This is a genomic window from Stenotrophomonas sp. ZAC14D1_NAIMI4_1 (assembly GCF_003086775.1).
GTDB lineage: Bacteria > Pseudomonadota > Gammaproteobacteria > Xanthomonadales > Xanthomonadaceae > Stenotrophomonas.
On the sequence record NZ_CP026001.1, the window covers coordinates 3,657,496 to 3,672,179 of the forward strand.

General features: G+C 67.9%; 11 protein-coding genes. 2 read left to right on the forward strand and 9 right to left on the reverse strand.

The genetic code is table 11. From position 1 onward, the window contains the following. Positions 1–36 precede the first annotated feature (36 nt). The 4 genes from C1927_RS16775 to C1927_RS16790 form a co-directional block, all read right to left on the reverse strand. A complete protein-coding gene (locus C1927_RS16775; protein ID WP_108747268.1) occupies positions 37–570 on the reverse strand; it encodes a GNAT family protein in 534 nt (177 codons plus the stop codon). Next, positions 563–3,688 (reverse strand): efflux RND transporter permease subunit, encoded by a 3,126-nt coding sequence (locus tag C1927_RS16780; RefSeq protein WP_108747269.1) that lies wholly within the window; start codon positions 3,686–3,688, stop codon positions 563–565. The genes C1927_RS16775 and C1927_RS16780 overlap by 8 nt, the downstream gene beginning before the upstream one ends. Beyond that, a complete protein-coding gene (locus C1927_RS16785; protein ID WP_079222979.1) occupies positions 3,685–4,791 on the reverse strand; it encodes an efflux RND transporter periplasmic adaptor subunit in 1,107 nt (368 codons plus the stop codon). Before C1927_RS16785 ends, C1927_RS16780 begins: the two co-directional genes overlap by 4 nt. 852 nt (positions 4,792–5,643) lie before the next feature. Further along, entirely contained in the window at positions 5,644–6,627 is a 984-nt protein-coding gene (locus tag C1927_RS16790; protein ID WP_079222980.1) for a LysR family transcriptional regulator, read from the reverse strand. Between the two features lie 210 nt (positions 6,628–6,837). Between C1927_RS16790 and cysK the strand changes: the two genes are divergently transcribed. Both cysK and C1927_RS16800 read left to right on the forward strand, forming a co-directional pair. Continuing rightward, the gene (gene cysK, locus C1927_RS16795) at positions 6,838–7,797 is read left to right on the forward strand and encodes a cysteine synthase A (protein WP_079222981.1); all 960 of its coding nucleotides are present in this window, start codon (positions 6,838–6,840) and stop codon (positions 7,795–7,797) included. 230 nt (positions 7,798–8,027) lie between these two features. Next, entirely contained in the window at positions 8,028–8,624 is a 597-nt protein-coding gene (locus C1927_RS16800; protein WP_079222982.1) for an O-acetyl-ADP-ribose deacetylase, read from the forward strand. A 48-nt stretch (positions 8,625–8,672) separates the two neighbouring features. Here C1927_RS16800 and C1927_RS16805 read toward each other — a convergent pair whose 3' ends face one another. The 5 genes from C1927_RS16805 to C1927_RS16825 form a co-directional block, all read right to left on the reverse strand. Further along, complete coding sequence (locus C1927_RS16805) at positions 8,673–9,710, reverse strand: ABC transporter substrate-binding protein (RefSeq protein WP_108747270.1); 1,038 nt, start codon at positions 9,708–9,710, stop codon at positions 8,673–8,675. Positions 9,711–9,846: 136 nt separating this feature from the next. Then, positions 9,847–10,851: a class I fructose-bisphosphate aldolase gene (locus tag C1927_RS16810; protein WP_079222984.1), complete on the reverse strand. Its 1,005-nt coding sequence runs from the start codon at positions 10,849–10,851 to the stop codon at positions 9,847–9,849. Positions 10,852–11,077: 226 nt separating this feature from the next. Beyond that, on the reverse strand, positions 11,078–12,544 hold the full coding sequence (pyk, locus tag C1927_RS16815; protein WP_108747271.1) for a pyruvate kinase: 1,467 nt from the start codon (positions 12,542–12,544) through the stop codon (positions 11,078–11,080). Positions 12,545–12,758: 214 nt separating this feature from the next. Further along, positions 12,759–13,427, reverse strand: a complete 669-nt coding sequence (locus C1927_RS16820; RefSeq protein ID WP_108747272.1) for an HAD hydrolase-like protein — start codon at positions 13,425–13,427, stop codon at positions 12,759–12,761. Beyond that, positions 13,424–14,599: a phosphoglycerate kinase gene (locus C1927_RS16825; protein WP_108747273.1), complete on the reverse strand. Its 1,176-nt coding sequence runs from the start codon at positions 14,597–14,599 to the stop codon at positions 13,424–13,426. The genes C1927_RS16820 and C1927_RS16825 overlap by 4 nt, the downstream gene beginning before the upstream one ends. Between the last annotated feature and the right edge of the window lie 85 nt (positions 14,600–14,684).

The following is a 14,684-nucleotide window of genomic DNA, read 5'->3' on the forward strand; positions in this document are numbered from 1 at the left end:
CCCCCACGGTAGCGCCGGGCCGTGCCCGGCGGCCGGTCAGGGCAGCTGCGTGCGTACCCGGGCGAAGCGCCGCAAGTCGTGCAGGACGCCGCGCTTGTAGACGGCGCAGCGGGCCGTGCCCTCTTCGGCAAAGCCATTTGCCAGCAGCACGCGGGCCGAGCCCTCGTTGAAATCCAACACCTCGGCCTGCAGCCTGAACAGGCGCAGCTCATCCATCACCCACGGCGCGAACAGGCCCACCACGCGGGTCATCACGCCCTGCCCCCACAACGCCCGGCCCAGCCAGTACCCCAGTTCAGCGGTATGTCCGCGCTCGGCCGTGCCGGGTTGTGCGCCGACGCTGCCGCAGGCCTGGCCGTCGATCTCGATGGCCAGGTTGAGGGTGCCGGGGCCAAGCACGCGGCCGGCCAGGAAGGCCTCGCCGTCCGCACGCGTGTAGGGGCTCGGGAAGCGGTCGCGCAGGCCGCGCGAGACCTCCGGATCGTCGGCATGGCGCAGCAGCGATTCGAGGTCGTCGCTGCGCCAGGGGCGCAGGCAGAAGCCTTCGCCCTGCAGCCGAGGGTCAGGCATGACCGCCCACCGAAGGCGACTCGGCTTCCTGCTTCTCCAGTTCGCGCTTCACCGCTTCGGGCGAACGCGTGTACGGGGCCAGGCGCGCGTAGAACGCCGGCACCACGAACAGCGACAGGAACGTGGACAGGGTGACGCCGAAGATGATCACGACGCCGATGGTGCCACGGCTGGCCGAACCCGGGCCGCCGGCCACCACCAGCGGGATGGCGCCGACCACGGTGGCGATCGAGGTCATCAGGATCGGGCGCAGGCGCACCACCGCCGATTCGATGATGGCCGCGCGCACGGTACGCCCGTCATCGCGCAGCTGGTTGGCGAACTCGACGATCAGGATGCCGTTCTTCGCCGCCAGGCCCACCAGCATCACGATGCCAATCTGGCTGAACAGGTTCACCGTACCGCCACTGACCCACAGCCCGACCAGCGCGCCGAGCACGCCCAGCGGTACGGTCAGCATGATGGTGAGCGGGTGGATGAAGCTCTCGAACTGCGCGGCCAGCACCAGGTACACCACCAGCAGGGCCATGGCGAAGGTCAGCAGCACCGCGCCACCGGCGCTCTGGTATTCGCGCGACTCGCCCTTCCAGTTGACCTGCGCGTACTGCGGCAGCTCCTCGCGGGTGACCTGCTGTGCCCAGGCGATGGCCTCGCCCAGCGGGTAGCCGGGGGCCAGGCCGGCGCTGATGGTGATCGAGCGCAGGCGGTTGAAGCGGTTCAGGGTGCCAGCCTCGGCCACTTCGCTGAGGGTGACCAGGTTGGACAGCGGCACCAGTTCGCCGGAGTTGGCACGCACGCGGATGGCGGCAAGATCGGCCGGGCTGGCGCGGCCATCACGACCGGCCTGCACCAGCACGTCGTACTCCTCGCCGTTGTCGACGAAGGTGGTGACGCGGCGCGAGCCCATCATGGTTTCCAGTGCCGAACCGATCGCGGTGACCGGGACGCCGAGGTCGGCCGCACGCTGGCGGTCGATGTTCACCCGCATCTGCGGACGGGTTTCCTTGTAGTCCGAATCGGGGCCGACCAGGCCCGGGTTGTCGGCCATGCGCAGCAGGATGCGGTCACGCCACTGCGCGATCTCGGCATATTCCGGGCCACCCAGCACGATCTGGAACGGCTGGCCGCCACTGCGCACCAGGCCACCACCGACCTGGGTACGCACGCGCACGCCACGCAGGGTGTCCAGCTCTTTCTGCAGGTCGTTGGCCACGTCCACGGTGTTCTCGGTGCGCTGGCGCCACGGCTGCAGGAACACGCTGACGCGGCCGGTGTGCATTTCCTCGCTGGCACCGAAGCCGCCGGGCACGCGCGGGTTGGCGCGGGCGATGGTCTTGTCGGCGCCCACGTGCGGCGCCAGCAGTGCTTCGACCTGCTGCACCTGCTGCACGGTGTAGTCATAGCCGGCGCCTTCCGGGCCGTCGATCATGATCTGGAAGGAGCCACGGTCTTCGGCCGGGGCCAGCTCGGACGGCAGGATCTTCAGCAGGCCCCAGCTGGCGGCCAGTGCCAGCGCCATCACCACCAGGTAGATCCACAGGCGGTCGACGTGGTGGTCAAGCACGCGACCGTAACCCGACGCCAGGCGCTCCAGGTTGCGGTTGATGACGCCATACAGGCCGCGCGGCGCGTGCCCGCTGTGCGGCTTGAGCAGCTTGGAGGCCATCATCGGCGTCAGCGTCAGCGCGACGAACGCCGACAGGGCCACTGCGGCGGCCAGCGCCACCGCCAGCTCGCGGAACAGGCGGCCGGTATTGCCTTCCAGGAAGCCGACCGGCAGGAACACCGCCACCAGCACCGCGGTGGTGGCGATGACCGCGAAGGCCACCTGGGTGGTGCCACGCTTGGAGGCGACCAGCGGCGGTTCGCCGAGGTCGATGCGGCGCTGCACGTTCTCCACCACCACGATCGCATCGTCCACCACCAGGCCGATGCACAGCACCAGCGCCAGCAGGGTCAGCAGGTTGATCGAGAAGCCGAAGGCGTACAGCGCGATGAAGGCCGCGACCAGGCAGACCGGCACGGTCACCGCTGGAATCAGCGCGGCGCGGAAGCTGCCCAGGAACAGCCAGATGACCGCCAGCACCAGCAGCATCGCTTCGATCAGGGTCGCGTAGACGCGATCGACGGCCGCTTCGATGAAGGTGGTGTTGTCGAAGGTGACCACGATCTGCGTGCCCTCGGGCAGCGTCGCGGCAACTTTCTCAGCTTCCGCGCGTGCGGCGCGGGCCACGTCCAGCGAGTTGGCCGTGGAGGTCTTGACGATACCCAGGCCGACGCCGGGTTCACCGTTGCTGCGGAAGTACGCGCGGCGTTCGGCCGAGGCCAGTTCGATCTTGGCAACATCGCCCATGCGCACCACGTAACCATCGCTGCCCTTGCCCAGCGGGATGGTGGCGAAATCCTCGGGCTTCACGTAGTTGCGCTCGACGCGCAGGGTGAAGTCGCGGTCGGTCGACTCGATGCGGCCGGCCGGCAGCTCCACGTTCTCGTTGCGCAGCGCGGTTTCCACATCGCCGGTGGTCAGGCCGCGGGCGGCCAGCTGGTCGCGGTCCAGCCAGATGCGCATGGCATAGCGCTGGCGGCCGCCGATGCGGACCTGGGCCACGCCATCCAGGCTGGAGAAGCGATCGACCACGTAGCGGTCGGCGTAGTCGCTCAGTTCAAGCGTGTCCATCGTGGTGGAGGACATGTTGAACCAGATGATCGGGTCGGCATCACTCTCGACCTTGGCGATTTCCGGCGGGCGCGCCTCTTCGGGCATGCGGTCGGCCACGCGGCTGACCGCATCGCGCACATCGTTGGCGGCCGCTTCGATATCGCGGTTGGAGGTGAATTCGATGCTGACCTGCGAGCGGCCATTGCTGCTGCGCGCGTTGATCGTATCGATGCCTTCGATGCCGGCCAGCGCATCTTCCAGCACCTGGGTCACGCGGCTTTCGATGACCGCCGCCGAAGCACCGGTGTAATCCACCGACACCGAGACGATGGGCGGATCGATGGCCGGCAGCTCGCGCAGGGTCAGGCGGGTGAAGGACATGATGCCCAGCACCACCAGCAGCAGGCTCATCACCACGGCAAATACCGGCCGCTGGATGGAAATATCCGACAGCTTCATCCGCCGTTGCCCTCGGCCGGTGCCGGTGCCGGCGTCTTGGCCGGTGCGGTGCCGCTGGCCGGCGCGGCGTCGGTCGCCGCCACCTTCAGGCCGGCGCGCAGCTTGCCGGTGCCATCGACGACGATGCGCTCGCCGCCCTGCAGGCCCTGGCGGATCTCGACCACGCCGGCACGACGCGCACCGGTGGTCACGTCAATGCGCTCGACGGTGTCGTCGGCCTTGATGCGGTACATGAAGGTATCGCGGCCGACCTGCACCACGGCGATTTCCGGTACCACCAGCGCCGGGCGCTCGGGGCGGAACAGGCGCACGTCCAGCAGCATGCCCGGACGCAGCGCGTGATCGGCGTTGGCGAAGTCGGCGCGCACGGTCACCGCGCGGGTGGCCGGATCGACACGCGCATCGATGGTGGTCACTTCGCCTTCGAAGGTACGGCCCGGCCAGGCGACGCTGGTCGCACTGACCTTGTCGCCGTTGGACAGCGCGGCCATTTCCACTTCCGGCACCTGGAAATCGACGTGCATGCGTTCGATGTCATCCAGGGTGGCGATGACGGTGGTCGGGGTCAGCAGCGTGCCCGGGCTGACCTGGCGGATGCCGAGTACGCCGGCGAACGGCGCACGCACGCGGCGGTCGCCGATGTCCGCCTGCATCTGCGCCACGCGTGCTTCGGCGGCGTCGCGGATCGACTTCTGGGTATCGAGGGTGGCGCTGGAGACCAGGCGCTGGGTCGCCAGTTCGCGCTGGCGCTTGTAGAGCTGGTCGGCTTCATGGAAGGTCGCCTGCGCCTGCACCAGCGCCGCCTCCTGGGCCTGCCCGCGCAGGGTCACGATGGGCGCACCGGCGGCGACCTGCTGGCCGCTTTCGAAGTGCACGCGGTCGACGATCTCGCTGACCTTGGCGGTAACGCTGATGGATTCACGCGCCTTGGCCGTCCCCAGCGCCTGCAGCGTGTCGTTCCACTGCGAGGGCTGCACGACCTGGGCGGTGACCGGCACCGCTTCGCCCTGCCGACGCGCGGCGGCCTCCTGTTTGCCTGCGCACCCGGCCAGGACGGCCAGGCTGAGGCCAAGGGCCAGGGTCGAAGTGATACGAGCCAACATGAAAGGTCCTGGTTGATGCACGGCCGCCGAGTGTAGGCAAGGGGCTGCGAAAGCGATATGTGCCAAGCGTTTACTGGCGTGGAACAGGCCCTGCGGTGGCGCCGTGAACCCGTTCCATGCAAGGCTCGCCGGGGCAGTGTCGGCGTATGTCGGGATGTATCCAGCCGCACTTTGTCGTGCGTTGTCATCGTACAGTCGAGGCTGCTTGGCAGAGGGCGCCAGGCGGGGGTCGGCCCTGGCGGGGTCCGGCCCTGTTTTTTTTGTCCCGGCAGGGCTTGCAGCCCTGCACCCGCTCAATGCAACGGCAACGTCAAAAGCCGGCATTCCGTGGGATGGCGGGGTGGGTCCGGTTGAGGGGACGCCGTAAACCCGTCCATGGGGGCTTGGTCGCGGCATCCATGCCGCTCACACCCCCTCAACCGGACCCACCCCGCCTTCGACAGATTCCTGCGGCCTGTTGGAACCTGCTGCTGATGGTGGTGGGTGCCGACCGTTGGTCGGCACTGGGTCGGATCCGGAATTAATTTCGATGTCTGACAGATTTCATCCACGCATGGCGTGGATCTACCAGCCGGGCTCCGACCCAATTCTGAATATCGATATCTGACAGATGTGCCGACCAACGGTCGGCACCCACCAACAGATCGCAGGGATCTGTCAGAGGTGGGGCGGTGTGGGTGGGCAGGACCGTTGGCGCCATGGATGGCGCCATCGAGCCCCCATGGATGGGTTTACGGCGTGTCCTGCCCACCCACACCGCCCCGCCAACCCACGGATCGCCCGCTTTTGAAGTTGACGTTGCCGTTGCTTCGGCAGGTGCAGGGCTGCAAGCCCTGCCGAAAACCCCACCCCTCAGACCGTGATGGTCTGGGTCAGCGACTCCCATGTCGGCGGCACCGGCCACGCGGCCGCCTGGTTGCCATCCAGCACCCGCCGCAGGTCACGCGGATCAATCTGCGGCGCCAGCACGTGCACCAGCTCCAGTGCGTAATCACGCAGTACCCGGTCGCGCGGCAGCACCGCCCACGCAATGCACTCGGTGATCGGCTCCGGGGCCGGCCACGAGCGCAGGTCTTCATCGTTGGAACTGACCGCCATCTCGGCCAGCAGCCCCACGCCCAGGCCGGTGCGGACATAGGTCTTGATCAGGTCGGCATCCAGCGCGGTCAACGCCAGGTCCGGTACCAGGCCGTTGGCCGCGAAGGCGCGCTGCAGCGAGGAACTGGGACGGGTGGAGGATTCATAGCTGATCAGCGGCTGGCGGGCCAGCGCGGCCAGATCCGGGGCGCGGCCGGCGCGGTCCAGCGGGTGGCCCTTGGGCACCACCACCAGCCGCCGCCAGCGGAACAGCGGCACCGCGATGCCATCGGTCGGTTCGCCGCCGGCCGTGCTGATGATCGCGATGTCGGCATCGCCCTGGTTGAGGCGGTCGAGCGCGTCGGCTTCACCGGCCTGCTGCAGGTGCACGCTGACCTGCGGGTAGGCCTGCTTGATCGCCGCCACCGCCGGCGGCAGCACGAAGCGCGCCTGGGTATGGGTGGTGGTCAGGATCAGCTGGCCCTGGCTTTCGCGCCGCTGGTTGGCGGCGTAGGTGCGGATGTTGTTGGCCTCGGCCAGCACCGCGCGGGCGCGGGAGATGACTTCGGTACCGGCCGGGGTGACCGATTCCAGGCTGCGCCCCTTGCGCACGAACAACAGGAAGCCCAGCTCGTCCTCCAGCTGCTTGAGCTGCTTGGACAGGCCGGGCTGGGTGGCGTGCACACGCGTGGCCGCGAGCGTGATGTTCATCTCGGCGTCGGCGATGGCGACCAGGTAGCGCAGCTGGGTAAGCGTCATGGCAGGCGGGGGCGCAGGGGGGCGGAGGTCCACTCTAGGGTCTAATACCCTCACCAGCTTATAACCAAAGGTTGTTTAAGAAAGGTATCTGGTCATTTCCGGGCGTCATATGCCGGCGCTACGGTCAGCCGGCAGCCGCTGGCCTGAACGGCCAGCCTCCCCCCCTTCCGCCCGCCGGCCCACGGCGCGGCCAGCTTCCGGAGCGCTTCCATGGCCCTGTACGACTCCATCCTCGATACCGTCGGCAACACCCCCATCGTCAAACTGCAGCGCCTGGCTCCGCAGGGCGTGACCCTGTACGCCAAGGTCGAATCGTTCAACCCGGGCGGCTCGGTGAAGGACCGCCTGGCGCTGGCCATCATCCTCGACGCCGAGGCACGCGGGCTGCTCAAGCCGGGCGACACCATCGTGGAAGCCACCTCGGGCAACACCGGCGTGGCCCTGGCCATGGTGGCCGCCGCGCGCGGCTACAAGTTCGTGGCCACCATGGTCGAGACTTTCTCGGTGGAGCGACGCAAGCTGATGCGTGCCTATGGCGCCAAGGTGATCCTGACCCCCGCCGCCGAGCGCGGCAGCGGCATGGTGCGCAAGGCCGCCGAACTGGCCGAGCAGCACGGCTGGTTCCTGGCCAGCCAGTTCGCCAACCCGGCCAACCCGGCCTACCACCGCAACACCACGGCGGCGGAGATCGTGCGCGACTTCGCCGGCAAGCGCCTGGACTATTTCGTCAGCGGCTGGGGCACCGGCGGCACCCTCACCGGCGTGGGCGAAGTACTGAAGGTCGCCCGCCCGCAGACCCGCATCGTGGCCACCGAACCGGCCGGCGCTGCGCTGCTGAAGGGCGACGACTGGAAGCCGCACAAGATCCAGGGCTGGACGCCGGACTTCGTGCCGGATGTGCTCAATCGCGACGTGGTGGATGAACTGCTGACGGTCGAGGACGACCGCGCCATCGCCACCGCGCGCCGCCTGGCAGCCGAAGAAGGCATCTTCGTCGGCATCTCCGCCGGTGCCACCGTGGCCAGCGCACTGGACGTGGCTGCCCGCGCCGAGCCGGGCTCGGTGATCCTGGCGATGCTGCCGGACACCGGTGAACGCTATTTCTCCACGCCGCTGTTTGCCGAGGTGAACGAAGGCTCCGACGACGACTGGCTGGCCGGCCTGCCGTAAGCCGCACGGGGTCGTCAACCCACGGTAGCGCCGGGCCATGCCCGGCGTTTCCTTTTCTGGCTGACCCCTTTCTGCTTCAGCCTGCGTGAAGGTTATTGCCCCCATCGTGCGTGAAGGCCGTAATCGCAGCGCGTGAGACGGTCATGACGCAGCATGGATGCCCTCTCCACTACGGTGGGTGCAGCCAGCGCGGGCACGGCGCGCAACAACAACAGGCAGGAGACGGACGCATGAAGATCGAAGTGTGGCAGGGCGACATCACGACCCTGGCGGTGGATGCGATCGTCAACGCGGCCAACGAAACCCTGCTCGGCGGGGGCGGTGTGGACGGTGCGATCCACCGTGCGGCCGGGCCGGAGCTGCTGGCCGAATGCGAGCGCCTGCCGGAACTGCGCCCGGGCGTGCGTTGCCCGACCGGCGAAGTGCGTGCCACCGACGCCTATGCACTGCCCGCACGGCACGTGCTGCACACCGTCGGCCCGGTCTGGCATGACGGCCAGCGCGATGAACCGGCGTTGCTGGCCAACTGTTACTGGAAATCACTGCAGCTGGCCGAATCGCTGGGCGTGCACTCGATTGCGTTCCCGGCCATCAGCTGCGGCGTCTATGGCTATCCGCTGTACCAGGCCGCGCAGGTGGCAGTGACCGAAACGCTGGCATGGCAGCGCAGCCACGCGCAGCCGATGCGTATCGTGCTGGTGGCGTTCAACACGGCCACGGCCAAGGCCTACCAGCAGGCACTGGCCGCGGCGGGCCAGGCGGTGGAGGCCGAACGCATCCTGCCGCTGCCGCCGGTGGGTGATGCCGGTTACGCTGCCGCGCATTGAGGCACGGGCAGGCAGGAAGATGAAAGGCCATCCACGCGTGGCGTGGATCTACCGCTGGATGCGCAGCTCCACCAGGCCGGAATCGCCGCCGATGCTGGATACATCCACCGTGTAGTGGCCGGCCGGCAGGGTTTCCTGCAGGCGCGCATCGGTGCCACTGCCGCCATCATCGTCTTCGATGTCGATGTCACCGCCGACCACGCGCAGCACGGTATCGACTTGGCTGGACAGCGCATCCACCTGCACCCGCGCCGGTGCGTCCAGGCTCAGCAGGAAGCGCCGGCGTCCGTCGGCATCCAGCACGGTGAATACACTGCCCGACGCTGGAAGCGGGGTGCCGTCCTGGTCGACGATCGTGGCAGGCACCTTGCTGCGCTGGACGTCCAGCGTGAACGCACCGCTGTCCTCGTCATCCAGGGCACTGACGCTGAGCGTGTAGCGGCCCGGCTGCAGCAGCAGGCTGATGCGCGAATCGCTGCCTTCGCCGCCATCGTCGTTCTCGGCATCCTGGCCCTCGCCCTCCAGCGCCAGCAGCGTGTCGAACACGTCCGAGCGCAGATCGATGGTGTAGAGGCCGGCGTCCTCCACCTGCAGGGTGTACGTCTGCGACGTCTCCAGCAGCAGGTCGGCGATATGCCCGGTGTTGATGATCGGCTTGCCGTCGTAGGGCTTGAGTTGCTCAGCGCGCAGCCGGAACGGACCGTAGGTGTCCGGCCCGGAGGCATTCACGGCCACCTGGTAACTGCCGCCGCCGTCGGCCCGGAAGGCGACCGCGACGCTGCTGCCCTCATCGGTGGCGCGGCTGCGGGCCACCACCTTGCCATCGTGGAAGACGGTCATCGCGCCGCTCAGCGCACCGGTCAGCGTGATGCCGACGCGCTGCTTGTCCTGCAGGGTGATCTGGTACAGCTGGTGATGGCTGCCATCGTTGAAGTTCGTGCCATTGCGCGAGGTGATCTCGCCAGACACGGGCTTGTCGAACTGCAGGACCGGCACCCGGCCCGACGGCTCGGGCGCGCCGAAGCGGTCGCAGCCTGCCACGGACAGCACCGTGGCGATGGCCAGCGCGATTGCGGTGGTACGCATTGAACCTCTCCCTGGCCTTTCGCGGACATCCCTGGCGCACAGGCCCTGCGCAAGGGAGCAGCAACGATACCCGCAAAAGCAGACGCCGGCATGATGCCGGCGCTGCTGTGTCACTTCATGCAGGGGATGGGACGGCTCAGCCGTTCCACTTGCCCAGCGCGGCCAGGCCGTTGTCCTTGGCACGCTCGTACACGGTCTTCTGGGCAGCGGCGTAGTTGCCCTTCATGTCCTTGGCCCACAGCTTCAGCGCGGCCTGCTGCATGGCGCGGCCGTAGGAGAAGCTCAGCGGCCACGGCAGGTTGCCCAGCTGGTTCATCGCGTTCAGGTGTTCGGTCGACTGCTCGTCGCTCTGGCCACCGGACAGGAACACCACGCCCGGCAGGATCGCCGGCACGGTGCTCTTCAGGCACATCACGGTCGACTCGGCCACTTCCTCGGCGTCGGCCTGCTCATCGCAGCCCTTGCCGGAGATGACCATCGAGGCCTTCAGGATGGTGCCTTCCAGCAGCACGTTCTGCTGGTACAGCGCGTCGAACAGCGAACGCAGGGTGGCTTCGGTGACTTCGTAGCAGGTCTCGATGTCGTGGTCACCGTCCATGATCACTTCCGGCTCGACCATCGGCACCAGGCCGCATTCCTGGCACAGGGCGGCATAGCGGGCCAGCGCGTGGGCGTTGGACTCGATGCAGGTGCCCGACGGGGTGTTCTCGCCGATGTTGATGACCGCACGCCACTTGGCGAAGCGCGCACCCAGCTTGTAGTACTCCTGCAGGCGCTCGCGCAGGCCGTCGAGGCCTTCGGTGACCAGCTCGCCCGGGCAGCCGGCCAGCGGGTGTGCACCCTTGTCCACCTTGATGCCCGGAATCATGCCGTGGTCGGCCATGTACTTGGCGAACGGCACGCCGTCCTTGGTCGACTGGCGGATGGTTTCGTCGTACAGGATGGCGCCGGAAATGTGCTCGTTGAGCTTCGGCGTGGTCAGCAGCAGCTCGCGGTAGGCACGACGGTTCTCCTCGGTGTTCTCGATACCGACGCCTGCGAAACGCTTGGCGATGGTAGCGGTGGATTCGTCGATCGCGATGATGCCCTTGCCCGGGGCGACCATGGCCTGGGCGGTTTCAGCCAGCTGTTCGATGCTCATGTATTTCCTGTGGCGGGTGCGGGAAAAACGTAAGTATAGCCCCGCTGCCCGTTGCCTCGCCGTGGAGGACAGGATGGAAACGCTTCCATGTCTGCGCAGGACAAACGGTGTCCTGCGGCATGGGGTCGGAGCCCCTGCGGGGATCCGACCCCAGGTCGGCGTGGGGTCAGATCCCCGCAGGGGCTCTGACCCCGGATCGGCAGCGCCGACCCGATACCGTCAGGGCTTACAGATCGCCCAGGCCGCTGGCGCGGCCGTCTTCACCCACTTCCAGCAGGCGCAGGGTGTTGGTGGCACCCAGGGTTTCCATGTGCTCGCCGCTGGTGAACACGACGCGGTCACCGGCCTGCAGCAGGTCCGATTCCACCAGCAGGCGGATGCTGCCGCGTGCCGCTTCGCGCGGGGTCAGGCCGCGGCTGTCGAAGTTGATCGGGTACACATCGCGCATCAGTGCCATCTGGCGGCGGGCGCCGTCATGGCGGGTCACCGCGAACACCGGTGCCTTGGCGCGGAAGCGCGACAGGTAACGGGCGGTACCACCGGATTCGGTCATCGCCACGATGGCACGCACGCCCACGTGCTGCGACAGGAACATGGTGGCCATGGCGATGGCCTGGTCGGCACGCTCCAGGTTGCGCGGCGAAGCGTTGAAGTCGGTTTCGGTCTGGAACTGGCGCTCGGCGCCCAGGCAGATGCGCGCCATCGCTTCGACCGCCTTCACCGGGTAGGCACCGGCGGCGGTTTCGGCCGACAGCATCACTGCATCGGTGCCATCGATGACCGAGTTGGCCACGTCGAGCACTTCGGCGCGGGTCGGGATCGGGCTTTCCACCATCGACTGCAGCATCTGCGTGGCGGTGATCACCACCTTGTTCTGCGCCAGCGAGGCCTTGATGATCTTCTTCTGCAGGCCCGGCAGTTCGGCATCGCCGATTTCCACGCCGAGGTCGCCACGGGCCACCATCACCACGTCACTGGCTTCGACGATTTCTTCCAGGTTCTCGATGGCTTCGGTGCGCTCGATCTTGGACACCAGCGCGGCGTAGCAGCCGTGCGATTCGGCGATCTGGCGGGCATCGTTCATGTCCTGCGCGTTGCGGCAGAAGGACACGGCGATGAAGTCGACGCCGATCTTGGCGACGATGCCGATCAGTTCCTTGTCGCGCTCGGTCAGCGCGCCCAGCGACAGGCCACCGCCCTGCTTGTTCAGGCCCTTGCGGTCGGACAGCGCGCCATCGTTGAGCACGGTGTTGATGATGCGGTCGCCCTGCACTTCAACCACCTGCAGCTGCATCAGGCCATCGTCGAGCAGCAGCACGTCGCCCGGGCCCACGTCCTGCGGCAGGCCGAGGTAGCTCACGCCCACCTGGCTGGCATCGCCCGGGCCGGCGTTGTCGCTGGCGATCAGGTCGAAGCGGTCACCGGCCTTCAGGTACACCTTGCCTTCGGCAAAGCGCTCGATGCGGATCTTCGGGCCCGGCAGGTCGGCCAGGATGCCCACTTCCACGCCCACGCGGGCTGCGGCGGCACGGACGTCGGCGGCACGCTTGGCCTGGCCGGACGGGTCACCGTGGCTGAAGTTGAGGCGCACCACGTTCACGCCGGCGCGGAACAGATCCTCCAGCACGCCCGGCGGGTCGGTCGCCGGACCGAGGGTGGCTAGGATCTTGGTGCGACGCTGACGCTCGAACATGGTGAATGGGCCTCTCCCGTTAAAGGTGGGAAATTAGCACATCCTTCACGCCCCATGTATACGGTTACAGCCTTGGGGCGCCTGACTCTGCGGGACATCGAGCGGACATGTTCCGGACATAGGCTGGCCGGTGCCCGCCGGGCATGGCCCGGCGCTACCTGTCGACCTGCCCCGGTAGCGCCGGGCCATGCCCGGCGACCAGGAGCGCGAAAGGTCAGGCCAGCAGGGCCAGCAGCTGCGCCGGCTCGCATGCCAGGTGGTCGGCACCGGCCTCGATCAGCTCGGCTTCGCCACCGAAACCCCACAGCACGCCCACGTTGCGCAGGCCATGGTGGCGCGCGCCTTCGATGTCCATGCGGCGATCGCCGATCATCCAGCACTGCGCCGGCTGCAGCTGCAGGCGCTGCAGCGCCTCGCCCACCAGCTGCGCCTTGCTGCTGCGCGAGCCATCCGGGGTTGAACCGATCACATCATCGAACAGGCCGCCGAATGGCAGGTGCTCGACGATGCGGCGCGCGTGCGGTTCGTTCTTGGCGGTGACCACCGCCAGGCGGTGGCCACGGCCATACAGCGCGCGTACGGTCGCTTCGATGTCCGGGTAGATCGTGTGCTCCCGCCAGCCTTCCACGTCGAACCGCTCGCGGTAGTAGGCCACTGCCTCCTCCACCCGCACCTCGTCGCCGAACAGCGGGGTGAAGGTGGTGCGCAGCGACGGCCCGATCCAGCCCTGCAGGGTTTCCTGCGGCGGCACCGGGTGGCCCATCTTCTGCAGCGCATAGGCGATGCAGGTGGTGATGCCCACTTCCGAATCGATCAGGGTGCCATCCATGTCGAAGAAGAGCGTTGCACGCTCTTCTCCGTCAGCACGCAGCCCGACGCTCATGCGCCGCGGGCGGCCAGCGCAGCCACGGCCGGCAGGGTCTTGCCTTCCAGGAATTCCAGGAACGCACCACCACCGGTGGAGATGTAGCTGACATCACCGGCGATATCGAACTTGTCGACGGCCGCCAGGGTGTCGCCACCGCCGGCGATGGAGAACGCCCTGGAGCTGGCGATGGCACGCGCCAGTGCTTCGGTGCCCTTGCTGAAGGCTTCAAATTCGAACACGCCCACCGGGCCGTTCCAGACCACGGTGCCGGCCTTCTCGATCAGCTGCGCGTACTGCGCGGCGGTCTGCGGGCCGATGTCGAGGATCAGGTCATCGTCGGCCACGGCGTCCACGGCCTTCACTTCGGCGGCTGCATCGGGGAGGAACTGCTTGGCGGTGACCACGTCCACCGGCAGCGGAATGGCGGCGCCGCGCGCCTGCGCGTCGGCCACGATCTTCTTCGCGGTATCCAGCAGGTCCGGTTCGTACAGCGACTTGCCCACCTTGTAGCCGGCGGCGGCGATGAAGGTATTGGCGATGCCACCACCGACGATCAGCTGGTCGACCTTGCCGACCAGGTTGGCCAGCAGTTCCAGCTTGGTGCTGACCTTGCTGCCGGCGACGATGGCCAGCAGCGGCTTGGCCGGGGCATCCAGCGCCTTGGCCAGGGCGTCCAGCTCGGCCATCAGCAGCGGGCCACCGGCGGCCACCGGGGCGAAGCGGATGACGCCGTGGGTGGAGGCCTGCGCGCGGTGCGCGGTACCGAAGGCATCCATCACGAACACGTCGCAGAGCGCGGCGTACTGCTTGGACAGGGCCTCGTCATCCTTGCCCTCGCCGATGTTCATGCGGCAGTTTTCCAGCAGCACCAGCTGGCCCGGCTGCACGTCGACGCCGTCGACCCAGTCACGCACCAGCGGAACCTCTCGGCCCAGCAGTTCCGACAGGCGCGCCGCGACCGGTGCCAGCGAGTCGGCTTCGGTCCACACGCCTTCCTTCGGGCGGCCCAGGTGCGAGGTGACCATCACGGCGGCACCCTGCTCCAGCGCGCGCTTGAGCGTCGGCAGTGAAGCGGTGATGCGCTGTTCGGAAGTGATGCGGCCATTCTCGATCGGCACGTTCAGATCCTGGCGGATCAGCACGCGCTTGCCGGAGAGGTCGAGGTCGGTCATGCGGACGATGGACATGGGCAACTCTTTGGCTCGGGGACGGGATGCCGGTGTACGGCAGACGGGCATTGTATCGGGTGGCGATGCCTGCGGCAGGCAGAGG